At 70.7% G+C, this 25083-nt stretch carries 22 protein-coding genes; 7 read left to right on the top strand and 15 right to left on the bottom strand.

The features are described 5' to 3' along the window. Window positions 1–78: 78 nt before the first annotated feature. Window positions 79–900: a PspA/IM30 family protein gene (locus tag BCL67_RS10915; protein ID WP_106123465.1), complete on the bottom strand. Its 822-nt coding sequence runs from the start codon at window positions 898–900 to the stop codon at window positions 79–81. A 101-nt stretch (window positions 901–1001) separates the two neighbouring features. Then, on the bottom strand, window positions 1002–2510 hold the full coding sequence (locus BCL67_RS15500) for a hypothetical protein (RefSeq protein WP_181255982.1): 1509 nt from the start codon (window positions 2508–2510) through the stop codon (window positions 1002–1004). Between the two features lie 234 nt (window positions 2511–2744). Here BCL67_RS15500 and BCL67_RS10905 point away from each other — a divergent pair, with 234 nt between their 5' ends. Together BCL67_RS10905 and BCL67_RS10900 are read left to right on the top strand one after the other, a co-directional pair. Continuing rightward, a complete protein-coding gene (locus BCL67_RS10905; protein WP_106123463.1) occupies window positions 2745–4547 on the top strand; it encodes a S1C family serine protease in 1803 nt (600 codons plus the stop codon). Between the two features lie 58 nt (window positions 4548–4605). Beyond that, entirely contained in the window at window positions 4606–5352 is a 747-nt protein-coding gene (locus tag BCL67_RS10900) for a PIG-L deacetylase family protein (protein ID WP_258174981.1), read from the top strand. A 58-nt stretch (window positions 5353–5410) separates the two neighbouring features. On the opposite strand, the gene rraA is transcribed toward BCL67_RS10900, so the two are convergent. The 4 genes from rraA to BCL67_RS10880 form a co-directional block, all read right to left on the bottom strand. Next, on the bottom strand, window positions 5411–5932 hold the full coding sequence (gene rraA, locus BCL67_RS10895) for a ribonuclease E activity regulator RraA (protein ID WP_106123462.1): 522 nt from the start codon (window positions 5930–5932) through the stop codon (window positions 5411–5413). An 11-nt stretch (window positions 5933–5943) separates the two neighbouring features. After that, window positions 5944–7686, bottom strand: a complete 1743-nt coding sequence (locus BCL67_RS10890; protein ID WP_106123461.1) for an anti-sigma factor domain-containing protein — start codon at window positions 7684–7686, stop codon at window positions 5944–5946. A 58-nt stretch (window positions 7687–7744) separates the two neighbouring features. Next, window positions 7745–8227, bottom strand: coding sequence for a tRNA (cytidine(34)-2'-O)-methyltransferase (locus tag BCL67_RS10885; RefSeq protein ID WP_106123460.1), 483 nt, complete (start codon window positions 8225–8227; stop codon window positions 7745–7747). Window positions 8228–8302: 75 nt separating this feature from the next. Then, window positions 8303–9340 (bottom strand): J domain-containing protein, encoded by a 1038-nt coding sequence (locus tag BCL67_RS10880; protein ID WP_106123459.1) that lies wholly within the window; start codon window positions 9338–9340, stop codon window positions 8303–8305. 43 nt (window positions 9341–9383) lie between these two features. Here BCL67_RS10880 and BCL67_RS10875 point away from each other — a divergent pair, with 43 nt between their 5' ends. After that, window positions 9384–10616: a cysteine desulfurase family protein gene (locus BCL67_RS10875; RefSeq protein WP_106123501.1), complete on the top strand. Its 1233-nt coding sequence runs from the start codon at window positions 9384–9386 to the stop codon at window positions 10614–10616. Window positions 10617–10637: 21 nt separating this feature from the next. Here the strand turns inward: BCL67_RS10875 and BCL67_RS10870 are convergent, their stop codons facing one another. The 9 genes from BCL67_RS10870 to BCL67_RS10830 all read right to left on the bottom strand — a co-directional run bounded on the left by BCL67_RS10870 (window position 10638) and on the right by BCL67_RS10830 (window position 19626). Beyond that, window positions 10638–11051, bottom strand: coding sequence for a VOC family protein (locus tag BCL67_RS10870; RefSeq protein ID WP_106123458.1), 414 nt, complete (start codon window positions 11049–11051; stop codon window positions 10638–10640). 183 nt (window positions 11052–11234) lie between these two features. After that, window positions 11235–12371 carry a hypothetical protein gene (locus BCL67_RS10865; RefSeq protein WP_106123457.1) on the bottom strand — a complete coding sequence of 379 codons (1137 nt, stop codon included), beginning with the start codon at window positions 12369–12371 and terminating at the stop codon, window positions 11235–11237. Next, entirely contained in the window at window positions 12371–12763 is a 393-nt protein-coding gene (locus tag BCL67_RS10860) for a chorismate mutase (RefSeq protein WP_106123456.1), read from the bottom strand. Before BCL67_RS10860 ends, BCL67_RS10865 begins: the two co-directional genes overlap by 1 nt. A gap of 9 nt (window positions 12764–12772) precedes the next feature. Next, window positions 12773–13927, bottom strand: a complete 1155-nt coding sequence (gene mnmA / locus BCL67_RS10855) for a tRNA 2-thiouridine(34) synthase MnmA (protein ID WP_106123455.1) — start codon at window positions 13925–13927, stop codon at window positions 12773–12775. A gap of 153 nt (window positions 13928–14080) precedes the next feature. Beyond that, window positions 14081–15451 carry a DUF58 domain-containing protein gene (locus BCL67_RS10850; RefSeq protein WP_106123454.1) on the bottom strand — a complete coding sequence of 457 codons (1371 nt, stop codon included), beginning with the start codon at window positions 15449–15451 and terminating at the stop codon, window positions 14081–14083. Window positions 15452–15461: 10 nt separating this feature from the next. After that, entirely contained in the window at window positions 15462–16490 is a 1029-nt protein-coding gene (locus BCL67_RS10845) for an AAA family ATPase (protein ID WP_106123453.1), read from the bottom strand. Next, window positions 16483–17742 carry a DUF4350 domain-containing protein gene (locus BCL67_RS10840; protein WP_106123452.1) on the bottom strand — a complete coding sequence of 420 codons (1260 nt, stop codon included), beginning with the start codon at window positions 17740–17742 and terminating at the stop codon, window positions 16483–16485. The genes BCL67_RS10845 and BCL67_RS10840 overlap by 8 nt, the downstream gene beginning before the upstream one ends. Continuing rightward, window positions 17739–18431 carry a DUF4129 domain-containing protein gene (locus tag BCL67_RS10835; RefSeq protein WP_106123451.1) on the bottom strand — a complete coding sequence of 231 codons (693 nt, stop codon included), beginning with the start codon at window positions 18429–18431 and terminating at the stop codon, window positions 17739–17741. Before BCL67_RS10835 ends, BCL67_RS10840 begins: the two co-directional genes overlap by 4 nt. Continuing rightward, window positions 18415–19626, bottom strand: a complete 1212-nt coding sequence (locus BCL67_RS10830) for a hypothetical protein (RefSeq protein WP_146131139.1) — start codon at window positions 19624–19626, stop codon at window positions 18415–18417. Before BCL67_RS10830 ends, BCL67_RS10835 begins: the two co-directional genes overlap by 17 nt. 148 nt (window positions 19627–19774) lie before the next feature. Here BCL67_RS10830 and mtrA point away from each other — a divergent pair, with 148 nt between their 5' ends. The 4 genes from mtrA (at window position 19775) to BCL67_RS10810 (ending at window position 25069) form a co-directional block, all read left to right on the top strand. After that, the gene (gene mtrA, locus BCL67_RS10825) at window positions 19775–20464 is read left to right on the top strand and encodes an MtrAB system response regulator MtrA (RefSeq protein WP_036473691.1); all 690 of its coding nucleotides are present in this window, start codon (window positions 19775–19777) and stop codon (window positions 20462–20464) included. 77 nt (window positions 20465–20541) lie between these two features. Continuing rightward, window positions 20542–22299 (top strand): MtrAB system histidine kinase MtrB, encoded by a 1758-nt coding sequence (gene mtrB / locus BCL67_RS10820; protein ID WP_258174973.1) that lies wholly within the window; start codon window positions 20542–20544, stop codon window positions 22297–22299. Next, on the top strand, window positions 22296–24020 hold the full coding sequence (locus BCL67_RS10815; protein WP_106123449.1) for an LpqB family beta-propeller domain-containing protein: 1725 nt from the start codon (window positions 22296–22298) through the stop codon (window positions 24018–24020). Before mtrB ends, BCL67_RS10815 begins: the two co-directional genes overlap by 4 nt. A 140-nt stretch (window positions 24021–24160) precedes the next feature. After that, entirely contained in the window at window positions 24161–25069 is a 909-nt protein-coding gene (locus BCL67_RS10810; RefSeq protein WP_106123448.1) for a ComF family protein, read from the top strand. Window positions 25070–25083 lie beyond the last annotated feature (14 nt).

Here is a 25083-nt window from a genome sequence, read left to right as displayed (position 1 = left end):
GGGGAGTGAACATCGCGTTCACTCCCCATTGTTCCATCACTTCAGCGTGACCGCTGAACCGACGTCATACAGCCTCGCTCAGGCGCGATCGCGCTCCTCGGCCTCGAGCTGTGCGGTGTAGTCCTCGGTGGCCTGACCGTCGAAGGATCCGGCATTCGAGCTGCCGGCGCCCAGGGCCGCCGGTGCCGAGCTGCCGGACTTCAGCGCGGCGAGACGGGCCTCGACCTCGGCCTGCTCGCCCAGGTCCTCGAGGGACTCGAACTGCGCGTCCAGCGAGGAGGCGGCGAGCTCGTTCTGCCCGCGCACCTTGGCCTCTTCGCGGCGGATCTTCTCTTCGAAGCGCCCCACCTCGGAGGTCGGGTCCATCACGTCGATGGACTTCACCGCGTCGTGGACCTGGGACTGGGCGTGTGCGGCGCGGGAGCGGGCGATCAGCTCATCGCGCTTGGACACCAGCTGCTGACGCTTGGTCTTCATCTGCTCGAGACCGGTCTTGAGCCGGTCCACGATCTCGCGCTGGGAGGAGATGGTCGGCTCGGCGGACTTCGCCGAGGACTCCGCCTCCATCTGGCGCTGGATGGCGACCTTGGCCAGGTTGTCGAACTTCTGTGCGTTCTCGGCGTTGCCGCCGTCGCGGAACTCATCCGCCTTGCGGGAGGCGGCGAGCGCCTTCTGGCCCCAGGACCGCGAGTTCTCGAGATCCTCGCTGTAGTCGTCCTCCATCATGCGCAGGTTGCCGATGGTCTGGGCGATCGCCTCTTCGGCCTCCGAGATGTTGTTGGTGAAGTCTCGGACCATCTGGTCGAGCATCTTCTCCGGGTCCTCGGAGCGATCCAGCATCGCGTTGACGTTCGCGCGGACCAGCTGGGACATGCGACCTAAAATGGACTGCTTGCTCACAGTGTTCACCTTTCCTTGTGCATCAATGTCTATCGATTGCTCACGTTGTCGATACTAGTCACGGGTTCTTCACACGGCCATGGCGCGGCCCCGACGAAGACTCAGAACATCCGACGACGACGCCCGGAGCCGCCACCGCCCATATGCCCGTATCCGCCACCGCCCATATGCCCGAAGCCGCCCGGCATGCCGAATCCGCCGAACCCGCCGCCGTAGCCTCCGTCTCCGCCGCTGAGCGCGTCCTCGGCGGATTCCTGCCGGGCGATCTGGGCGGCCTGGACGGCCAGGGTCTTGGCCTGGGTGGCCAGTTCGAGGGCCTTGGCCGGCTGGCGGTCTCCGATGGATTCCGCCTCGGCCAGGGTGCGTTCGGCCTCGGCCATCCGGGTCCTGGAGGTCGCCCCGCTGCGCTTGGAGCGCAGATAGTCACGGGAGGACTGCACCTGGTGCCGGGCGGTGAGGATCTCGGTCTGCAGCACTTCCCGGGCGCGTCGGTCCCGGGCCTGCTGGTCACGGACCGCGTTCAGCGGCTCGTCGAGTTCCCGATGGGCGATCTCGAGCGAGTTCAGCAGCTCCAGCGGATTGGTCTTCGCCCCGGAGTCCAACGCCCGGCGGACCTGGGTGACCGCGGCCTCGGCGGCGGCGATGGGTCCGGCGAGCTCTGCGGACTGGCCGGCCTGCATGGTGGCGCGGGCCTGGGCGATGTCCTGCTCGGTCTGGTCCAGGCCGATCCCGAGGTTCTGCTCGGCGCTGCGCAGCCGCAGCTGGGTCTCCTCCAGGGAGTCGATCAGCTTCCCGGCCTCCCCGGCCGCCTCCTCTCCGGCGTGGATCGCGACGACGGCGTCGGAGGCCGTGGACCCGGTGAGCGCCTTCTCGGCGTCCTGGGCGGAGCCCTCGGCGTGGGCGAGGCTGCGAGCGGAGTGCGTCAGTCCTTCGGTGAAGGAGGTGAGCGCGTCGTCGTCGTATTTCGACTGCAGGTCTGGGAGGCGCTTCTGTGCCTGCTCTCGACGGGTATGGAGCTCGCCGATCCGGGTGCGCAGCTGTTCCAGGGCAGGGCGCGGGTCCAGCTCGAGGCTGCGCAGCGACTCGAAGTCCTGCCGGTGCGACTCGAGGGTCTCGTTGACCCGCTGGCAGTTGGCGATGACCTTGCGCAGCAGCTCGCGGGCCTGCTCCTCGTCCTCCGGAGGGTCCCGGTCCACCTGGTGCTGCATCCGGAAGGACTCCTGAAGGTGCTCCCGGGCCTCGTCCACATCCTTCTGGAAGGGGGCGACCTGGTCATCGCCGTAGGCGGCACTGGCGAAGAGGATCTCCTGCTCGGAGGAGTTCACCGCGTTGTCCGCGGCGATCAGCAGCGAACCGGCCTCGCGGCGCAGCTCCTCCAGGCTCAGTCCGGCCAGCCGCCGGTCCTCTGCGGAACGGGGTCCGGAGTCCTGGCCGCCGGCGAGACGCTGGTTGTTCGCGAAGCCCTGGAGCCGTCGGTCCTGCTTCTTGCCGCCGGAGAGCCACACCGCGCCCAGGCCGATCAGGCCGAGGATGACGGCACCGATCAGGAGGGGGCCGATGACGATCATTCCGAGCGTGATGGGTGGATTGAGGACTGCGTCGGGCACCATGGGCCGAGTCTATAAGTGGCCTATGACATCGTCTATCAGCCAACTGTCAGCTCGCCTGTGAGCGTAGGGGCACGGTGTCGGCATCTCCTGGAATCGTCCAGGAGGCATCCAGGCCGTTATCGTCATCGATACAGGATGGGCGCGGACAATAGCAGTCGAGCCCCGCGAGAGCAGGCGTGTCACGCTCCGGCCGCCACACTATTGCACCGCAAGACCACAAAGGCAGGTTCCACCATGAGTTCAGATCCGCACAACAGTCCTCGGCGGGACGACGTCGACCCACCGGAGGACGCCACGGCGCGGATCGCTCCTGTCCCGCCCGGTCCAGACCCGTCCGCTGCGGCGGAGCACGAATCTCAGGGTCAGACCGCACCCATTTCGGAGACCGGGTCCGGGACACAGCCCGGAGTTGAGTCCTACTCCGCCGGCTGGCCCGTCTCCCCCTCCGGGACGCCAAGCTCGCAGCACGTCCCGTACGCGCAGGGCGGCTATGGCCAGGGCGAGCCGGGCCATGGACAGCACGGTCTTGGTCAGCAGGGTCTTGGTCAGCAGGGCCTTGGCCAGCAGGGTCGGGGTGAGCCCGGCGAGGGTCACTACACCCAGGGCCAGTACGGCAACGACCCGCAGGGTGCCCAGTACGGGGCTCAGTCCGGTCAGGGCGAGTACGGCCACGGGGAGTACACCCAGGGTCAGTACGGCCAGCACGGTCATTCCGCCTACAACCAGGACCCCTCATACTCCGGGCAGGGCTATGGCTCCTATGGCGGGCACGGCTCCGGCGCGGCATTCGGTCAGGCCTCCCAGCAGCAGCCGCGGCCCAAGCGCACCGTCGGCGTCGGCGGTCTGGCGCTGGCAGTGCTGCTCGCCGGACTGCTCGGCGGCGGCGTGGTCGCCGGTTCCCAGGCGGTGCTCGACGACGGCGCCATCAGCACGTCCAACACCGGCGGGATCGAGATCAACAACCCCGACTCCGCCACCGTGGTCACCGCCGCGGCGGCCAAGGCCTCTCCCTCGGTCGTGACCCTCGCGGTCAGCGACGGCGGACAGGGCGGCTCTGGCTCAGGGATCGTCCTCGATGATCAGGGCCATGTGCTGACGAACACCCATGTGGTCACCCTCGGTGGCGCCGCAGCCGACCCCGACATCCAGGTCCGGATGAGCGACGGCTCGGTCTCCAACGCCGAGATCGTGGGCACCGACCCGCTCAGCGACCTCGCAGTCATCCGGCTGGAGAACACCGAGGGGCTCCAGCCGGCCGAGCTGGGCTCCTCCGGCGATCTCAACGTCGGAGATCAGTCCATCGCCATCGGTGCCCCGCTCGGCCTGGCCGGCACGGTCACCGACGGCATCGTCTCCACGCTGAACCGCACCATCTCCGTCGCCTCCTCCGCCGTGGAGGACGAGGGCGCCGACGCCCCCGACGCTCCTGAAGAGGGCGAAGAGGGCGACGGATTCGAGTTCTACTTCCCGGACATGGAGGGTTCCCCGACCCAGGGGTCGATCCACCTCAATGTCATCCAGACCGACGCCGCGATCAACCGCGGCAACTCCGGCGGCGCCCTGGTCGACGCCGAGGGCCGGGTGATCGGCGTCAACGTCGCCATCGCCTCCTCCGGCGGAGCCGCCGAGACCGAGGCCGGATCCATCGGCGTGGGCTTCGCAGTGCCGATCGACTATGCCCAGCGCGTGGCGCAGGAGCTGATCGAGACCGGCGAGGTGTCCCACGGGCTGCTCGGGGTCACCGTCGCCGCCGCCGGTTCCCAGGAGACCCCGGAGGGGACCGAGCCCGGACTCGCGCCGGTGATGCCCGGCTTCACCGTGGGCGCCCTGATCGATGACGTGCCGGAGAACACCCCGGCCGCCGAGGCGGGACTGGCCAGCGGGGACATCATCACCGCGGTCAACGACCGCCGGATCGAGGACTCCCTCGCGCTGACCGCCACCATCCGCGAATACGCCGCAGGGGAGACCGTGACGATCAGCTACCTGCGCGACGGTCAGCAGGAAGAGACCGAGGTGACCCTTGGCGCGACCTGATCCTGAGTCCGGCTCTGAGGCCGGCGCTGAGGCTCGGGACCCTGCCGGCTCCGCGCTGGTGACCCCGGCGCACCTCGCCGCGGAGCACGGCATCACCCGGGTGCTGGCCTTCGGGGCCCACCCCGACGACATCGACTTCGGAGCGGCCGGCAGCATCGCGGCGTTCACCGCAGCGGGGGTGCAGGTGACCCTGTGTCTGCTCACGGCCGGTGACGCCGGGGGCTTCGAACCCGGTCGCGACGCCGCCGAGATGGCCCGGGTGCGTGAGGCCGAGCAGCGCCAGGCCGCCGCGGTGCTCGGGGTGGATGAGGTGATCCTGCTCGACGAGCGGGACGGCTTCGTCGCACCCACCGCCGAGCTGGTCGGGAAGATCGTGCGGATCATGCGTCAGGTCAGACCTGAGGTGGTGATCTCTCCGCATCCGGAGCGCGCCTGGGACCGGCTGCAGAAGTCCCACCCGGATCATCTGGCCTGCGGTGAGGCAGTGGTCCGAGCGTCCTACCCGTACGTGGAGAACCCCTTCGCGTACCCGGAGCTGGCCGCCGGAGGGCTCGACGCCTTCAAGATCCAGCACCTGCTGCTCACCACGGCGCCGCAGGAGCGGGTGAACCTGCGTCTAGACGTCTCGGGCCAGGAGTCGGTGAAGCTGACGGCGCTGCGGGCGCACTTCAGCCAGCATCCCGACGCGGCCCGGATGGAGGGCTTCGTGCTGGATCAGATGCGCGCGATCCATGGGGACCGCGGCTTCGCTGAGGAGTTCCACTGGGTCACGGTCAACGCCCCGGACACGATCAGCGGCTTCTGAGGCTCAGCGAGGATCGCCTGAAGCCCCGGGCCAGGCCGTCGCCTCCCGAATCGGCCGCTCAGACGGGGGTGACCAGCACGCCGTCGGCGTCGGACCAGAGGGTGGCTCCGGGCACGAAGGTGACGCCGCCGAACTGGAGGGTCACATCGACCTCGCCGACTCCGTCCTTGACCGACTTTCGTGGGTTCGAGCCCAGCGCCCGCACGCCGAGGTCCATCTCCGCGAGCTGTTCGCGGTCTCGGACGGCGCCGTGGATGACCACGCCGGCCCAGCCGTTCTCGATCGCGGAGGCTGCGATCATGTCACCGATCAGCGCCGAGTCCAGTGATCCCGCGCCGTCGACGACGAGCACGGATCCTGCTCCGGGAGAGTTCAGCAGCTCCTTGACCAGGCCGTTGTCCCGGTAGCAGCGGACGGTCCTGATCGGCCCGGTGAAGCGGGGCCGACCGCCGAGGTTCAATAGCTGCAGCGAGAGCGACTGCAGCGACTCGTCGTCGTCGTAGAGGTCGCAGGTCGCGAAGTCGGCGGTGCCGGGCGCAGCGCCGGCGCCGGACTCGGTGTGGTGGCTCGGGGTAGACATGGATGCTCCGCTCATTCGTCCTCTTCCTGGTCCTCATCGACGGATCCGCCATACTGCGGGCCGTCGGTGACGCGTTCGCGCAGCTCGATCTCTCCGGCGGTCTCACCCATCGGGCGCTCCTCGCCGCGGATCGTCTCGACGGTGATCTGCAGGGCCCGGTTGGCCTCGATGTCGCGCAGGGTGACGATCTCCTCCTCCAGCTCGGAGGCGGTGAAGTTGCCCAGCGAGCTGGGCTGACCCTCATCGCGCGGCATCAGCCACAGCTGGTAGGTGGTGTCGCCCTCGAGCTCGCCGACATCGGAGAAGTCCACATAGCCGACGCCCTCCGCGTTGGAGATCACCGCGCGCGCGGTGCCACCCTCGCTGAGTTCGATGCCGTCGACCACCCGGGCCTCCGGATCGTCGTCCGCGGTGGCCTGGATGTCCTGACCTGTGGTGAGACCCCAGATCAGCCCGATGGCTGCCAAGATGACGACGGCCAGTCCTGACATGATCATCCAGCGCTTGACCACTGGTTCACGCTTCGGCGCGACCTCGGTGTGGCTGGAGATGGATTCCACCATCCCCATGCCGACGTCCTGGTCGGAGAGGTTGTGCAGCACCTCGTCGAGCAGGTGGCTCGGCGGAACCACCGGGTAGGCGGTGAAGATCTCGGCGAGGGTGCGCCGGGCGGCCAGCACCCGGGTGTCCCAGGCACGTGCCACGGCGTCGTTCGCGGTCAGCGCCGCCTCATCGAGCACCGCCCGTTCGCGGTTGTCGATCGCGTCCAGCGCGTGGATCTCGGCGAGCTCCACCAGCAGGCCGTTCTCCACGTCGGTGGCGATGTCCTCGGTGAAGTTCCGCTTGACCGCCCCGGAGCGCTCCACGTCCTTCTTCGTCACGGCGGCGCGCAGGATCGGGTCCAGCTCCGCCTCCCGCGTGGTGCGCCGGGCGTGCAGCCGGGTCATGCCGTCGCGCAGCCGGGACTTCACGGCCGGAACGGCGGAGCCGACCGTCGCCGCGACCTGCTGGTGGGTGCCGCCGGCGAGATAGCTCAGCGCCAGCACCTGGGACTGTGAGTCCGAGAGGACGCTGATGTCCTCGATGATCTCCTCGGGGAGACCGGCGATGCCTCCGCCCTCCTCGGCCGAGACGACGGTGAGTCGGATCGGTGTGGCGAGGCCCTCGCGGAAGCGCTCCACGATGATCCGGTGCGCCAGCGGCACCAGCCATTCCAGCACCAGCTCGTACTCGCTGGGTCGGAAGGCGTCGTCGGGGTCCTGTTCGTCGGCGGCGTGCGCGTCGGTGAGCAGCTCTGAGGCCTGGGACTGCAGCCGCAGATCCTGGGCGCGCTCATCCGCCTGCTCCCAGAGCTGGTGGTAGACCGCCAGCGTGGAGTCCAGGGCGCCCTCGGCGTCCTCGTGCATGAGCAGCGCCAGGCCGTAGACCACGTCGGAGGTGGCCTCGTAGAAGGTCGCGAAGGAGGGCTGCTCACCGCGGGCCGACCCGGCGAGGAGCTCGCTGAGGGTCGGGTCGCGCCGGGACTCGGCGTTGTGAGATGCATGGTCGTGCGCGGCCTCACCATGCTCGGCGCCGGCGCCGGCGTCCTCAGCGGAGTCGGGCGAGGCATCTGGGGAGGACGACTCCCGGGTGCCGGCGTCGTCGAGGTCCGGGGTCAGATGCTCGGATCCGCGGTCGTGTTCTGCGGGGGTCCGGCCGCCGTCGGGAAGGTCGTCGGGGCGGTCCGATGCAGAGCGGTCAGAGGCGGTGTCCATGGTTGGTGAGTGTAGCGATCCTCGGGGCGCTCCAGCGTCACCAACACCCTCCTGAGGCTCAGACAGCCCCGGTGAAACCGTCCTGACGCCAGGCTTCGTAGACGGCGATCGAGACGGAGTTCGCCAGGTTCAGCGATCGACGGGAGGCGAGCATCGGAATCCGGACCCGCTCGGTGATGCGCGGGTCGGCCTTGACCGCGTCGTCGAGCCCGGTGGATTCGCGGCCGAAGAGCAGCACATCGCCGCCGCGGTAGGTGATCGAGGTATGCCCGACGGTGCCCTCGCCGGTGAAGGCGAAGATCCGCTCCGGGACCAGCGCCGCGTAGGCGGCCTCCAGGCTGGGGTGCACGGTCATCACGGCCAGATCGTGATAGTCCAGACCGGCGCGGCGCAGCTTCGCGTCGGCGAAGTCGAAGCCCAGCGGCTCCGCGAGATGCAGCTCCACCCCGGTGACGGCGGCCAGCCGGATCAGGTTGCCGGTGTTGCCGGGGATCTCGGGCTGGTCCACCAGGACGCGTATCGGATTCTTCACGCCGGTCATCCTACCGGCGCCCGGACGTCAGAGGCTGGGCGAGGCGAGTGCTCGAGGTCAGGCGCGCACTGCGGCGGCCACGCGTCACTCCAGCGGGTTCTGCAGCTGCCTGCGCAGCGCGGCGAGCAGGTGCCGGTCGATCACGTTGGCCTGCGCGGAGGCGGCGAGCTGTTCACGGATGCTGCGGAAGGCGCGCGCCGGGGCCAGTGGAGCGCGTCCGGCGCCGCCGCGGGACTCGACCACGGGGCTCTGCATGCCGCCGTCGGGGGAGAGCAGCACGATCTGCTGACCCAGGTTGAGGCTGGTCTCGCGTCCGGTCTCGCGCATCCCGGCCTCCAGGGTGGCCCGCAGCAGCCGGGACTCTCCCGCGAGGTCGGGCAGGGTGAGTGATCGGCCCGCGGCGTGGAGCCGCCGCCCGTCCCAGGACGCGGCCGCGGCAGGCACCTCGAGGGAGGTGACCACGACCAGGGTGTCGCCGCAGACCAGGACATGGTCGACGGCCGGGCCGCGCGGGGGCCGGCTCGCTCCACGTCGATCCTTGGCTGCAGGTTCGATGGCGACCGCGTTGAAGAGTCGCGCGGTGGGCAGCTCGGCCAGCACATGCTTCTCCAGCAGGCCCGCCATCCGCTCGGCGCGGCGCGTGCGGCCACCGCCGAAGAGGCCACGCGCGGCGAAGCGGCCATGGCTGCGCTGACTGGTCAGCGGCAGCGAGAGCGGCTCCGGCTCGGAGAGGTCCGGGAGGTACACCGGCGCCAGGTGGGCGGTCCCGGACGGTGATCGGGCAGAGTCCGCGCTCCAGGAGCGCGCCGAGGTGCTGCCCGAGGCGGTGGTCCGGAACGCCGCAGCCGAGCCGCCGCGCCCATAGGTGGGGCCGGCGCTCGGGGCGTCGTCCTCGGTGTCTGGGCGCTGCGGCTGGCGCAGCCTGCGGTCGTAGGCGGCCCGGGCGGCCTCATCGCCGAGGACCTCCCAGGCGGACTGCACCTGGTGGAAGGCCTCGGCGGTGCCGCCGGCGTCGGGGTGGGCGCGTCGGGCCTGCTTGCGGTAGGCCGCGCGGACGGCCTGGGCATCGGCATCGGGGCCGATGCCCAGCACGCTGTAGAGATCTCCGGAGTCACTGCTCATCGAGGATTCACGATAGTCCCAAAAGCGTACAATCGTGGACACGATGTCATCTGCACCCGACCCCCTGCCCGGCGGATCCTATTTCGACCACGCCGCCACCACTCCGATCAAGCCCACCGCCATGCGTGTGCTGACCGAGGTGATGCCCGCCCTGTCGAACCCCTCGTCGCTGCACGGCTCCGGCCGCCGCGCCCGGCTGGCTGTGGACTCTGCCCGGGAGCAGCTCGCCCGCGCCGCAGGAGCCCATTCCTCCGAGGTGATCTTCACCTCAGGCGGGACCGAGGCGGACAACCTCGCGGTCAAGGGGCTCTACTGGCAGCGTCGCGCCGAGGATCAGGCCCGGCGTCGGATCCTGCTGCCCGGGATCGAACACCACGCGGTGCTCGAGACCGCCGAATGGCTCGAGGCCCACGAGGACGCCGAGCTGGGGATCATCGCCGTCGACGGCTGCGGGATCGTGGACCTGGCCGCGCTGGAGGCGACCCTGGCCGCGTCCGCGGACTCGGTGGCCCTGGTCACCGTGATGTGGGCCAACAACGAGACCGGCGCGATCCAGCCGGTGGCCCAGATCGGCGAGCTCTGCGCCCGCTACGGCGTGCCGCTGCACACCGACGCGGTCCAGGCCTTCGGCTCGCTGCCCGCAGGATCGGCCCCGATGAGCTTCCGCGACTCCGGCGCGGCGACGCTCGCGATCAGCGGGCACAAGATCGGCGCCCCGGTCGGCGTCGGCGCGCTGCTGGTCCGCCGGGACATCACGCTGACCCCGGTGCTGCACGGCGGGGGCCAGGAACGCGACATCCGCTCCGGCACCCTCGACGTCGCCGGGATCTGCTCCTTCGCCGCCGTGGCCGAGGAGCTGGTCGCCTCCCAGGCGAAGGAGGCCCAGCGCCTGGCGGGACTGCGCGATCAGCTGCTGGACGCCGTCGTCGGACTTGAGGGTGTGACGCTGCGCGGACCGGACCCGCGCACGCACCCCGAGCTGCGGCTGCCGAACAACCTGCACATCACCGTGGACGACGCCGAGGGCGATTCGCTGCTGTTCATGCTGGACATGGCCGGGTTCGACACCGCCACCGGCTCGGCCTGCACCGCCGGGGTCCCTCGCCCGTCCCACGTGCTGCTCGCGATGGGTCTCAGCGAGGAACAGTCCCGCGGCGCCCAGCGCTTCACCCTCGGCTGGACGACCACGGAGCGCGACGTCGCCGCCCTGGCCGCCGCGCTGCCCGCGGTGATCGCCCAGGCCCGCAGCGCCGGGATGGCCGCCGCCCGACGCTGAGCAGGCGGGGGAGGGTCTCGGTCAGGGCAGGACGATGTCGTTGACCTCGCCCGGCGCGCAGGCGGTCTCCCAGCGGAACCCGTCGGGATCGGCGAAGTATCTGCTGTAGCCGCCCCATTCCCGCCGCTCGGTGGGCTGGACGGCGGTCGCGCCGGCGTCGCGCGCCTGATCCAGCACCTCATCGACCTGCTGGTCCGTGGTCACGTTATGTGCCAGGGTCAGCGGCGCGACCCCCGGGCCGGTCATGATCGGGGCCACCTCGGCCTCAAACTCGCCGCGATCCCAGAGCGAGAGCAGCAGGTGCTCCCCGGCGCGCAGCATCAGCACCCCGGGGGCCTCCACACTTGGCGCCCAGCCGAGGCCGTCGACGTAGAAGCGGCGGGTCGCGCGCAGATCTGCGACGGCGAGGGTGATCAGTGAGATGCGTTGTTCCATGGGGGCCTCTTTCAGGTGCTGAACTCGATGCTCCGGGCGCAGAGCCCGCCCGTTCGGGTGCGGAGCGCACCCAGTGGGCGGTCTGTGGCGGAACAGCGCTTCGCCGAGGTGCCCATGCCACCGCACAGTGCCCCATGGAGGGAAGGGGGCGGGTGCAGAGCCGGAAGGGCGGGGGAGGCCCGCTCAGGCTTCGCGGATCTGGTCGCGCAGCGCCTCGGCGGTGTCGCGCACGCGGGTGAGCACGCGCATCGCGGCGGGTTCGGTCAGCGCGGCGAACTGCGAGCGGTCCGGTTCCGTCCGGTGGCGGTCAGCGGAACCGACCAGGATGAAGTTCTCCAGGCTGTCCAACGGCATCCCGAGCCGGTCCCAGGGCCCGCGCAGGCGTCGAGCGAGGTCGCTGACCTGGGGGAGCTGCGTCACTCCGCGGCGGGCGGCGTCCCGGGAGGCCGGCCGCGCAGCTGCAGCGGTCTCGGGCGAGGTCAGCGTGGAGGCGAGCATGGTCGCCCCGGATTCCACCAGTTCTGCGGTGCGCTCCCACTCGGGTGCCTGCATGGTGGTCAGATCCACCGCGAAGCCGTTGGCCTTCGGGCCCTGCGCCGCCCGGAAGTCCTGCACGTGTTCGGACTCCACGCTGCCGCCGAGGTCCAGCAGGATCTCATCCACCCCGGAGCGTTCCAGCGTCTCGATCATGAGGCCGAGGTGGCCGCGGGCCTCCTCGCGATCCAGCGCGCGGATCGTCCGGTAGCCGCTGACGGTGGGGATCAGGCCCCCGCGGGCGCGGATGTAGTCAGGTTCGCTGAGGATCACCGTCGACGACGACGGCGCGGCCGCCCGCCGCACGTGGCTCAGGTGCTCGGCGGCCCCGGTGGCCAAGGAGGCTGCGAGGTCGCGGCGTGCCCCGTGGTCGGTGAGCACCTTTTCCCCGGAGTGCAGCGCCAGGCCCGCCATGAGGCTGATCGGCCCCAGCAGCTCGAGCACCAGGGGAGCGCCGAGCCCGTCGTGGTCGGTGTCCAGGCCCGACTCACGGCGCTGCCCGCGGACGTCGGCGAGGGTGTCGACATCCGAGCGCAGCCAGCCGCGGGCGCGCTGATCATCGGCTCCGGGGCGCTGGGTGATCCGCCAGCCGTAGGAGGTCAGTTCGGCGGAGAGCTCGGAGAGCTGGGCGAGGCTGCGGGCCAGCAGCTGCGAGTGCAGTCCGCGTCCGGGGAGCTCGGGCAGTCCGGGCAGGTGTGGTGCCGGCAGCTCGGCGGCCTGGAGCTCGGCGCTGCGCAGAAGACTCGTCCCGGGCATCACCCCTGGTGCGGCGGAGCGCAGCGGCATCAGCGAGCGGTCGGATCGTCGGAGGATCCGGCGCGGGCGGGCCCGGGCTGGCCCGTCGCGCCCGAGGATGCGGAGATCGCCTCGTGGTGGCGGATGACCTCTTCGATGATGAAGTTCAGGAACTTCTCGGCGAACTCCGGGTCGAGCTGCGCCTCATGGGCCAGCCGCTTGAGCCGGGAGATCTGGTTCTTCTCGCGAGCGGGATCGGCCGCCGGGAGCTGATGCTTGGCCTTGAGCACCCCGACGCGCTGGGTGGCCTTGAACCGCTCGGCCAGCAGGTAGACCAGGGTCGCGTCGATGTTGTCGATGCTGGCCCGCATGGACAGCAGCTCTTCGAGGACCTCGGGCTCAACCTGGGTGCCGGCCTCACCGGCGCGGGGATCAGTGCTCATGCCCCCAGCCTACTGGGCCGCCGAGGCCACCGGCTGGTAGTTCTTCGACCGCGCGGTGTCGATCGTGGCCTGGCCCAGCACCCGGGTGCCCTGGTACATCACGGCGGTCTGTCCGGGGGCGACGCCCTGGAGCGCCTCGTCGAGCTCCACCATCAGCCGGGGTGCGCCGTCGTCGGTCTCGGGGTGCTCGGCCTCGACCCTGGCGCGGGCGGGCACCGGGTCGGCATGCGCGCGGATCTGCAGGTCGAGGGAGAACCACTCACCGGTGGCGGCCTCGGGCACCGGGCTTCCGGCCCAGGAGAGCCGGATGCCGGTGAGCCGGTCGATCTCGAGCAGCTCCCGCGGTCCGGCGACGACGGTGTTGTCCTTCGGCCGGATCTCCAGCACGAAGCGGGGCTTGCCGTCCGGGGCGGGGTGGCCGAGCTTGAGTCCGCGGCGCTGGCCCACGGTGTAGGCCTCGGAGCCCTCATGCTCCCCGATCTTCGCGCCCTCGGCGTCCAGGATCGGGCCGTTGCGCAGCTCGATCTGCTCGGCCAGCCAGCCGCGGGTGTCCCCGTCGGGGATGAAGCAGATGTCGTGGGAGTCCGGCTTCTTCGCCACCGAGAGTCCGCGCTCGGCGGCCTCGGCGCGGACCAGGTCCTTCGACGGGGTCTCGCCCAGCGGGAAGATGCAGTGCTCGAGCTGCTCGGTGGTGAGCACCCCGAGCACATAGGACTGGTCCTTGGTCCAGGTGGCGGCGCGGTGGAGCTCCGGGCTGCCCTCGGCGTCGCGGAAGACCTTGGCGTAGTGACCCGTGGCCACGGCGTCGAAGCCCAGCGCGATCGCCTTGTCCAGCAGCGCCTCGAACTTGATCTTCTCGTTGCATCGCATGCAGGGGTTCGGGGTCCGCCCGGCGGCGTATTCGCTGATGAAGTCGTCCACCACGTCGGCCTTGAAGCGTTCGGAGAAGTCCCAGACGTAGAACGGGATGCCGAGCTTCTCACAGGCGCGCCAGGCGTCGGAGGAGTCCTCGATGGTGCAGCAGCCGCGGGAGCCGGTCCGCAGCGTGCCGGGCATCCGGCTCAGCGCGAGGTGCACTCCGACGACTTCGTGGCCGGCGTCGACGGCGCGGGCTGCGGCCACGGCGGAGTCCACCCCGCCGGACATGGCTGCCAATACCTTCATGAATCTCTTCCCGGTTCTTCAGTTGCTGGTCTGCTCCGCGCGGGCGCGCCGAAGCTGGTGCTGCTGCCCAGTATTCAGCAATCCGGGGGGTGGATGCATTCCCGCCGGTCAGCGCGGGGTTCGCCGGGCGCCGCTGCGGGCCCGGAGCCCTTGTCAGAGCCGTCCGGAGGCCTTGAGCCGGATATAGGTGTCGGCGAGCTGCGGGGGCAGCTGGTGCGGCGTGGCCTCCACGACCTCGACCCCGAGCGACGCCAGCTGGCGTCGCAGCGCCTCCTTCTCGATCAGCGCCCGCTCGGCCGCGGCGGCCCGGTAGACCTCCCCGGCGCTCTCCCGGGCACGCGCTCGCCGATCCAGCTCCGGGTCGCGCACCGCGGCGAGCACCACCAGGTGGCGCTCGGTCAGCGCCGGCAGCACCGGAAGCAGGCCCTCCTCGAGGGATCCGGAGTCCAGCGAGGTCAGCACCACCAACAGGCTGCGCTGGGAGCTGATGGCCCGGATCTGACCGGGCAGCTGAGAGAAGTCGGCCTCGACCAGGCGAGGTGCCACCGTGGCCATGGCCTCGGCCATCTGGTGCAGCAGATCCCCGCGCATTCCAGACCGGGCCTGCGAGCTGAGCGCGCGATCGAAGGAGAAGTAGTCCACTCGATCCCCTGCGCCGGCCGCCAGCGCGCCGAGCAGCAGCGCGGCCTCCATCCCGGAGTCCAGCCGCGGCTCATCCTCGATCCGCACCGCCGAGGTGCGGGAGGAGTCCAGGGCGAGGATCACCCTGCGGTCGCGCTCGGGCCGCCAGGTGCGCACCACCAGGTGCTGGCCCTGGGAGGACTGCCGCCGGGCGGTGGCGCGCCAGTCGATGGAGCGCACATCATCGCCGCGCACATAGTCGCGCAGCGAGTCGAACTCGTGCCCGGCCCCGCGGATCTGGACGGCGGTCGCGCCGTCGAGCTCGCGCAGCCGCTGCAGCTTCGAGGGCAGGTGTCGGCGCGAATGGAACGGCGGCAGCACCCGCTGCGCATGCTGCACCCGGTGGGTCACCTGACGCCCGGCCAGACCCAGCGGGCCGATCGAGCGCACGCTGAGATGCTCGCTGTGCAGGTCGCCGCGGCGGGTGGGTCGCAGCCTGGTCTCGATCCGAGCGGTGGCCAGCTGGGCGCCCGGCCTGGGAACAGCCGACCTGGCGCCCGCTGGTCCTCTGCCCGCCGGGCGGCCGGGCCCCAGCTCGAGCGGACTGATCTGCCGGCGCGCCCCCGCCGAGGGCTGCCAGCCGTCCTTGACCTGCCCGTGCAGCCGGCGGGACCCGGTGTGCGTGATGGTGGTGCTCGCCGTCGTCGCCTGGCCCAGCCGCACCGGGGTGGTGGGCACACGTTCGACCCGGAGGCTGCGCGGCGAGCCGGCGAGGACCATGTCGGTCCCGGCGATCAGCACCAGCAGCAGCGCGCAGACCAGCAGCGTCGCCTGGGCCGGGAACACGACGACGACGGCGCTGAGTCCCAGCGCCAGGTACAGGAATCGTCGGGTCAGGACCATCGGGCGCCGCTCAGCGGGGGACCGGGACGGTGGCCAGGATGGACTGCAGCACGTCGTCGATGCTGACTCCGTCCATCGCCGCCTCCGGTCGCAGCGAGACGCGGTGGCGCAGGCAGGCCGGAGCGAGCGCCTTGACGTCGTCGGGGGTGATGAAGTCGCGGCCGGAGAGCCAGGCCCAGGCGCGTGAGGCGTTCATCAGGGCGGTCGCGCCGCGCGGGGAGACGCCCAGCTGGAAGCTCGGGGTCTCCCGGGTCGCCCGGGCGAGGTCGACGATATAGGCGAGCACCTCACCGGCGATCGCCACCTGGCGGACCTGCTCGCGGGCGGCGAGGACGTCCTGCGCCCCGGCGACGGCACGCACGCCGGCGCCGGCGAGGTCGGAGGGGTTGAACCCCGCGGCATGCCGGCGGATGACCTCGATCTCCTCGCCGCGCTGGGGCAGATCCAGGTGCACCTTGAGCAGGAAGCGGTCCAGCTGGGCCTCCGGCAGCGGGTAGGTGCCCTCATACTCCACCGGGTTCTGGGTCGCGGCGACCAGGAACGGGTCGGGCAGCGCGCGGCTGATCCCGTCCACCGAGACCTGCCGCTCCTCCATGGCCTCGAGCAGCGAGGCCTGCGTCTTGGGCGGGGTGCGGTTGATCTCATCGGCGAGCAGCAGATTGGTGAAGACCGGGCCCTCGCGGAAGCTGAAGTCCCCGGTCTTGGAGTCATAGACCAGCGAGCCGGTGACGTCGCCGGGCATCAGGTCCGGGGTGAACTGGACCCGCGAGGTGTCCAGGCTCAGCGAGGCGGAGATCGCGCGGACCAGCAGCGTCTTGGCCACCCCGGGCACGCCCTCGAGGAGCACGTGTCCGCGCACCAGCAGACCGATGAGCACGCTGGTGACGGCGGCGTCCTGGCCGACCACCGCCTTGGCCACCTCGCCGCGGACCTGGTGGAACTTGTCGCGCAGCTGATGGGCGCCCTGGTCCGCGAGCTGGGGTGAGGCCGGGGGTGCCGCGTGGTGGGTCGCAGTAACGGCGATATGCGGTTCAGTCATTGCTGGTGTTCTTCCCTTGCTGGTGGTTCAGGTGTGTGGGGTCTGGGTTGGCGTGGCGGCCGCTGGGGTGATGGTTCAGCGCGGCGCGCTGGACCTCATCTTCGAGCTGCGCCAGCGCCTGGGCGTAGGCGACCAGGTCTGAGTTGCTGCGTGGCCGCCGGGCGAGCAGCTCGGCCAGCTGGGTCGGGTCGCGGCGCACCTGCCGGGCGGCGGCGTCGATGATGCTGGCCTCCCGCGGTGCCGCGCCGAGGCGAAGCAGCCGGGAGAGCCGGATCAGGTGCGCGCTGCGCAGGGTCTGCGCGGAGGCGGCCACCGCATTGGCGCTCTGATACATCCGACCGCGCCCCTCGGCGGTCTCGGCCGCGGGCACCTGAACCGGCAGCGGCTCGCCGACCACCGGACCGGGACGTCGCCCGAGCACCAGCATCATCACCAGCACGCAGAGCAGCAGCCACCAGGCCAGCGGGATCACCCAGCCGGGGAGGAAGTCCATGGGGGAGGCCCACTGCTGATCCTCCAGGGTGTCCAGGCCCATCGGGGTGTACCAGATGAGGTCGTCCTCGGCGCCGAGGAGCCACAGTGCCAGCGCCGCGTTCCCGGCGTCGCTGATGTTCTGATTGGTGAACGCCGCGGGTGCTCCGAAGAACACGCCGGCGTCGGTCTCGATGAGCAGCTGCGCGTCCCCGGCGTCGTCGGAGAATCCGGTGAAGCAGCCCGGCTCATCGCTGGAGAACAGCGCCCCGGGGGCCTGGACCGTGCCGGCGTTCACCGCGGCGTCGACCGGGCACTGGGCGCCCGCCTCGAGCGCGGAGCCGGATCCGCCGTCGGGGTGTGCTCCGGCGTAGAGCTCCGGTCCCTCCGGGTGCACCGCGCTGAGCAGCTCGGGACCCTCGCTGAGCAGCAGCACCGACCGATCCCCGCGGTCGCGCAGCCGCTCGATGAAGGCGTCATCAGGGACGTCCCCGGTGGAGAGGACCACCAGCGGGGCCTCGGGGTGCTCGCTCAGCAGCTCCCGGGCGATCTCTGCCGAGGGTGCCTGGTGGATCTCGACCTCGTTGTCCGAGAGCACCTCGGCCACTGCCGCGTAGCCGTCCAGCGAGGTGTTCTCCAGGCCGAACCGGTCCATGTCCTCGTCTCTGAGCGCCTGGACCAGCGCGATGGAGAGCAGCCCCAGGACCAGCAGGAGCAGCCAGAACTGCCACCGCTGGAAGCCGCTGCGCAGCGTGGAGCCGAGCGTCGCCGTCGTCGTCACCGGGGCACCCCCTGACCCGGCTGGATCCCGGAGTCCTGCCGCGGCAGCTCACCCTCAGGGTGGGAGTCATCGTGCAGCAGAGTCTCGGGGTGCGCAGTCTCGGGCTGCGCGGACTGCAGCCGCGCGTCCAGGGTGAGCAGGGTGTCGTAGTCGGCGCGCTGCAGGGACCCGCCGCCGTACCGGGAGTAGTTGAACAGCTCCGCGGCGTGCACGGCGGCCCGCGCCTGAGCGGGATGGGCCCGGGCCAGCGACGCCCCGGCCTCGGTGGCCGTGCGTCCGGCCTGCTTTGCGAGCTCCCGACGCTCCTCGGCGGCGCGGATCACCGCGCGGAAGAGCTCCCGGCAGGCCTCGTCGAAGCGTCCGGTCTGGGCGTGGGATTCCGCGCGCTGGCGCATCTGATCAGCGGTGATGTCGGCCGGGCTGGTGAGCAGGTCCTCCGGGTCGGTGCCGCGCTGCAGCCGGGGCCGGACCAGCACGATGCACAGGATCACCGCGGCGAGCAGCAGGATCAGCAGCAGCACCGGGCCCATGGGCAGGTTCACCGGTCCCAGGTTCAGGCTCAGCTGGTCGAGCCAGCCGAAGAACCGTTCCGCGGCCTCGCGCAGCGGGCCGGTGGCGTCGCGCTGGTAGCGCGGATCGCTGAGCTCCTGCTCCAGGAGCCGTCGCGCCTCGTCAGGTTCGGGCTGCACCGGCGTTCACCTCCCCGAAGTGTTCGTGGAGGTGTTCGATCGAGCCTGGCACGAGGGCCTCAGACGGTGTGCCCTTCGCCTCTGCCGGCCGTGCCGCGCCCGGCCACCCGGCCTGTCCTGCCGGTCTCGCCCCTCCGGAGACGCCGCGGGCGACCGACGCCGAGGCGCGGACCGGGTCGGCCGCCGCGAGCAGCGTGACGTCCAGGGCCTCCTGCCGGATCCGGGCGTTGAGGTACATCAGGGAGATCACGGTGCCCACGACCCCGATGAACAGGGTGGAGAGCACGGTGCCGTAGAGCTCGGTGAGGGCGAACACCGCGAAGCCGGCCCATTCACCCCCGGAGGTCAGCCCGGACTCCAGCAGCTCCGAGATGCCCACGGTGAGCATCAGCGGCACCGACGCGATCGTGAAGGCCAGTCCGAGGATCACATAGAGCAGCGCGACCAGCCCGATGTTGCGCCACCAGCGTCCCCGGTTGAGCCGCCAGGACCTGGCGATGGCCGCGAAGGGGCCCATGCGCTCGACCACCACGGTCAGCGGGGCGTACATCACCGCGGCGGTGACCCAGCACAGGGCGAGGAAGAGCGCGGGGAAGACCACGATCGCGCCCAGGAAGAGGGTGACCACCAGCAGCAGCACCGCGACGAAGAACACCGGCAGCGCCGCCACGGCCAGGATCAGACCCAGCACCAGCAGGTTCAGCACGGTCGGGACGAGTCGGCGCAGGCGCAGCCGGACCGTCTGGGCCATCCCGGTGTGCAGGCCGTAGGCGGCGCGCAGCGTGGGCAGCACCATATACGCCGTGGCGACCGCGATCACCAGGGAGGTCACCGCCGAGCTCGCGAAGGTCACCCAGAGGAAGGCGGCGTCGGTGGCCACGCCCAGCGCGAGGTCCGGATCATCGAAGGCCCCCGGGTCGGTGAGCATGCGCATATAGGAGGACGAGGGCAGCACCAGCATCATCACCAGGGTGAACCCGAAGTTCACGAGTCCGGCGAGGAAGGGGACGCCCAGCACGGCTTTGGGGGAGCGGCGGATGACCGCCACCGCGGCGCTGAAGAGCTCATCGGCGACCATCCGGCGCAGCGGGAAGACCGAGCCCGGCCTCAGCGGCTGATCCTGGGCGCCAGACGGCGCGGAACCGGTGCTCGGCCATGGCCGTGCACCCCGGTGTGTCTCCGCTGTACGGATCATCGCCCCTCCTCAAGCGCGTCTGCGCGAGTGCCCTCTGCGTCCAGCCTACCGCTCTCATATATCCTGAGTGAGGTGCCGCATGGAACTGGGCCCAAACCTGTGCCCGCGAGACGCTCTGCGGCGCAGGACCCCTATGGATGGAGAGCAGATGAAAGCCAGAATCCTGGTCGTCGACGACGACGAAGCGCTCGCAGAGATGATCGGCATTGTGCTGCGCAATGAGGGATTCGAGCCCACCTTCTGCTTCAACGGCGAGGATGCCCTGGAGACCTTCCACAGCTCCAAGCCCGACGTGGTCCTGCTCGACCTGATGCTGCCCGGCAAGGACGGCATCGAGGTCTGCCGCGAGATCCGCGAGGAGGCGGACACTCCGGTGATCATGCTGACCGCGAAGTCCGACACCGCCGATGTGGTGCGCGGCCTCGAGGCCGGCGCCGACGACTACGTGCCGAAGCCCTTCAAGCCCGCCGAGCTGGTGGCCCGGGTGCGTGCCCGGCTGCGCCCGGCTGATCACAATGCCCGCCCCGACGGGGAGAACCTCACCATCGGAGACCTGAGCATCGACGTCGCCGGTCATGAGGTCCGCCGCGGCGAACACCGGATCTCGCTCACCCCGCTGGAGTTCGACCTGCTGACCGCGCTGGCGAAGAAGCCCTGGCAGGTCTGGAACCGCGAGATGCTGCTCGAAGAGGTCTGGGGCTACCGGCACCAGGCCGACACCCGGCTGGTCAACGTCCACGTGCAGCGACTGCGTTCCAAGATCGAGAAGGATCCGGAGAACCCCGAGATCGTCCAGACCGTGCGCGGCGTCGGCTATAAGGCCGGAGGGCAGGGGTAGTCATTCCTGTCCACGCTGAGAACACCGCAGATCGGGCCGCCTCGCGGTCCTCGGCGACCTCCACGGGCAGCATCCCGGTGATCCGGGACCGCACCCGAGACCCTCTGGAGGAGATCGAGGCGGCCGCGCAGGCAGAGTCCGAGCAGCCGCCCGCCCCCGGCGCGAAGCGGACCTTCGCCGGCACCGCCCGGAAGGTCAGCGGGCTGCCCCGGCTCTGGGCGCGCTCGCTGCTGATCCGTGCAGTCTTCTTCACCGGTCTGCTCACCATGATCAGCACCATGGCCGTGGCCGCCTTCCTGGTCCAGCAGGTCACCTCCGGGCTCTTCCAGGAGCGCTTCGATCAGGCCGAGCTCGAGGCCGCCGACGGTCTCGACGCGATCCGGAGCAGCTTCGCGGCCCTGAGCACCAGCAACCGGACCGAGGCGCAGCAGGACATCCAGTCGATCCTCAACGACGTCGATGACTCCACCGCGCAGATCCAGCGCGAGGTGATCCTGCTGCCGCTGGAGGGCGGAGAGAACCTCTACGTCGACGGGATCACCTCCGGGGGGCTCCCGCCGAGCCTGATCTCGGATGAGCTCAATGACGCCGTGGCAGGGGGCACCGGCCAGTACTGGCAGGCGGTCGCGTACCCCAACAACGGAGCCGAGGAGCCGGGCATCGCGTTCGGCACCCAGGTCGACGTGCAGGGCAACCCCTACGCGCTCTACTTCGTCTACAACTTCTCCCCGGTGCAGGAGAACGTCGCCTTCGTCTTCCGCACCATGCTCGTCGCCGGCGTGGCGATCCTGCTGATCAACATGGCCATCCCCGCCTGGGTCGCCCGCTCGGTGGTCCGCCCGGTCTCCCAGGCCGCCGAGGTCTCGGAGCGGATCGCCGACGGGCAGCTGGACCAGCGCCTCGCCGTGCGCGGGGAGGACGAGATCGCCCGCCTGGGCCTGTCCTTCAACCGGATGGCCTCCAACCTGCAGGAACAGATCACCCAGCTGGCGAACCTCTCCAAGATGCAGCAGCGCTTCGTCTCTGACGTCTCCCACGAGCTGCGCACCCCGCTGACCACCGTCCGGATGGCCGCCGAGGTGCTGCATGAGTCCCGCGATGACTTCGATCCGATCAACCGGCGCTCCACCGAGCTGCTCCACCACCAGGTGGAACGGTTCCAGGCGCTGCTCTCGGATCTGCTGGAGATGTCCCGGTTCGACGCCGGCGCCGCCGAGCTGGCCACCGCCGAGGTCGACCTGCTCGATCTCGCTCGCGAGGTCCTGATCAGCTCCAAGCCGTTGGCGGAGAGTTCGAACACCCCGCTGGGCCTGGTGGTCCAGGGAGAGAACTTCCTCGCCGAGGTCGACGCCCGGCGGATCAGCCGGATCCTGCGCAACCTGATCAACAACGCGATCGAGCACGCCGAAGCCCGTCCGGTGGACGTGATCGTCTCCTCCAGCCCCACCGCCATCGGGATCGCCGTGCGCGACCACGGGATCGGGATGAGTCCCTCCGAGGTCGCCCACGTCTTCGACCGGTTCTGGCGCGCCGACCCGGCCCGGGCCCGGACCACCGGAGGCTCCGGGCTGGGCCTCTCCATCGCCACCGAGGACACCCGGCTGCACCAGGGCGCCCTGGACGCCTGGGGGCAGAAGGGCCAGGGCTCCTGCTTCAGGCTCGTGCTCCCGCGCCGGCAGTCGGTGCCCTATCGCGCCTCACCGATGGCGCTGCCACCGGTCTACCGGGCGACCGACAGGTATCGCATCGAGAACATCCAGGACGCCTTCGACGAGCAGGAACATGACCGGATCAACGAGCAGGCGCTGTACCAGCCGAAGAAGGGCGAGTCATGATCCGCCGTCGACTCATCACCCTGATCACCGGACTGCTCGCGCTCATGCTCGTGCTCGGCGCCTGCTCACCCCTGCTGCCCACCGAGGGGCCGGTGGGCACCTCCGCTCCAGAATCGGGCGAGGAGCTCACCTACGCACCGCTGGCCCAGCCGCCGCAGACCGGGGCCACCGCCGAGCAGATCGTCGACGGGTTCATCCGCGCCGGAGCCGGCGCCCAGGACGACTATGCCATCGCCCGGCAGTTCATGTCCCCGGACGCGGCCAGGGACTGGCGACCCGACGCGCGGACCGTGGTCTACTCCTCCGAGCCGCCGGTGCTCGCCTCCGGGGAGAACAGCTGGAGCGTCCCGTTCCAGGTGGACTCCGTGGTGGACGGCGCCGGGATCCTGACCCGGCTGCCCGAGGACTCCACCGAGGTCATGGACTTCACCCTGGAGGAGATCGAGGGGGAGTGGCGGATCACCGACGCTCCCGACGGCACGATGCTCATCGACGGCAGCTTCCAGCAGGTCTTCCAGGCCCACACGCTCTACTTCTTCGACCCGCAGCTGCGCTATGCGGTGCCGGATCAGCGCTGGTTCCTGAACCGGCCGGGGATCTCCTCGGAGATCGTCAGCGCGCTGCTCGCCGGTCCGGCGCCCTACCTCGAACCCGCCGTGATCTCCGCCTTCGACGACGGCGTGGAGCTCGAACGCGCCTCGGTGCCGGTCGATGAGGGCACCGCCGCCGTGGACCTCTCCCCGGAAGGCGTCGAGGACGCCGAACCGGCGGAACGAGCGCTGATGCAGGAACAGCTCGACCTCGCCCTGACCTCGCTCACCCGGATCAACGATGTGGAGATCACCGTGGCCCAGCGCGAGCTGGACATCCCGCTGGAGTCGGAGCTGGCCGAGGCCGAGCAGCTGCGGATCCAGGTCGCTCCGGAGGTCGACTCCACCCAGGTGGGCATCGAGGACGGCACCCTGCGCCGGCAGAACGACCAGGTCACGCTCTCCATCGGGAGCCTGCCTGACATCTCCGAGCTCGACCCGCAGGCCCCGGCGGTCCCCGGGTCCGCCTCCGACGAGGTCTTCGCCTTCCTCAACGGCGAGGGCAACCAGCTCTACCACCTGCGCCCCGAGCGGGCGGAGGATCTCGTGCTGGAGGCGAACAACCTCACCCGCCCCTCGATGGACAACTACGGCTGGACCTGGACCGCCTCCTCGGAGGGGGACAACGCCACGGTCCACGCCCTGGCCTATGACGAGTCCCTGGAGCCCTCCAGCGCGGAGGTCAGCGCGGACTGGCTCGAGGACCGCACCATCACCTCGCTGCGCATCGCCCAGGACGGAGCCCGCGCCGCCGTGATCCTCGACGACGACGGCGAACGTGACCTCTACGTGGCCGGCGTCATCCGGGACTCCAGCGGCATCCCGCGCGGACTCGGACAGCCGATGCGCCTGGAGACCACCGTGGAGCTCGAAGAGGTGCGCTGGCAGGGGCCCGATGCGCTCTACGTCTGGGCAAGCTCGGACCAGGAGACCATGACCCCGGAGCGGGTGACACTTACCGGCGCCAACCGTGCAGACAGCCCGTTGCTGGGACTGTTGAACATCTCCGTGGGAGAGGGCCAGCAGAAGGTCTTCGCCGAGACCGTGGACGTGCCCTTCCAGAACCTCTCCGGGGACACCTGGGTGGCTCTGGAGGAGATCGAGGTCCGGGACCTCGCGTTCCCCGGCTGATCCGGCTGATCCGATGACGCGGTGCGGGCAGGTCCGCGGCGATCCGCCCCAGGTGCTGGCGGATCCGCTGACTCGCGCCGGTTCTCCCCAGCGACCACGGAGGTGGTCGCGCGGCCCAGCGGCAGCCAGATGATCGGGGCATGGATCCGACGCGCCGACGCCCCGGGCAGCTCGCCCGCACTGCTGACCGGCTCTGGTTCGGGTCCGCCGGGGTCGTGGTCCGAACCGCGCTGCGCTCGGCGGCGGGGATCCTCACACCGGTCTGGTGCGTCGGCTGCGCGGAGCAGGACGAGGTGTTCTGTGAGCTATGCGCCGAGGATCTGCACCTGCTGACCCGCAGTCCGTTCGCCGCCGAGCAGCAGGCTCTGGCCCTGCCGCTGCTGATGACCGGCGAGACGATCACCGTGCTGCCGGTCAGCGCGGCCGGCCGCTACGAGGGACTGCTGTCCCAGGCGGTGCTCGCGTTCAAGGATCATGGGGCGATCGGACTGGGCGCGGCCCTGGGTCCTGGGCTCGCCCGGGCGCTGCGGCTGGCCGCCGCGCGCGCCGCCCAGGGGTCTGCTCCCGTGTCCACCGGCTCGCATCCCTGGCTGCTGGTGAGCCCGCCGTCGTCGTTGCGCTCCCAGCTGACCCGTGGATTCGATCCGGTGCAGCTGCTGCTGGGCCACGCCCTCGCCAGGTCCGCGCGGCCGCCGCAGCACGGTCAGCTGCGGCTGGTGCCCACGTCGGGGCTGCTGCGCCAGACGCGAGCGGCGGCGCTGCGCTCGCTGAACCCGACACAGGGACGTCAGAAGACCCGGGGCGCTCGTGCCCGACGCCGTCGGACGGTGGGCACCCTCGAGCTGACCCCGCGTGGTCGCGAGATGCTCCCGGGTGCGGATGTGCTGCTGGTCGATGACGTGCTCACCAGCGGATCCACGCTGGCCGAGCTCTACCGGGTGCTCGGCGCCGCCGGGGCCCGGATCCACGGCGCGGCGGTCTTCGCGGCAGCCCCTGGACCTGGGGCGGAATCAGAATTTCCGCTGGTGAGAGCTTCGCCCGAGGCGTAAATGGTGACGTGGGT

Origin of the sequence: Nesterenkonia sandarakina, from assembly GCF_003003175.1 — a bacterium.
Classification (GTDB): domain Bacteria; phylum Actinomycetota; class Actinomycetes; order Actinomycetales; family Micrococcaceae; genus Nesterenkonia; species Nesterenkonia sandarakina_A.
This window is presented reverse-complemented; position numbering and strand designations above follow the sequence as displayed.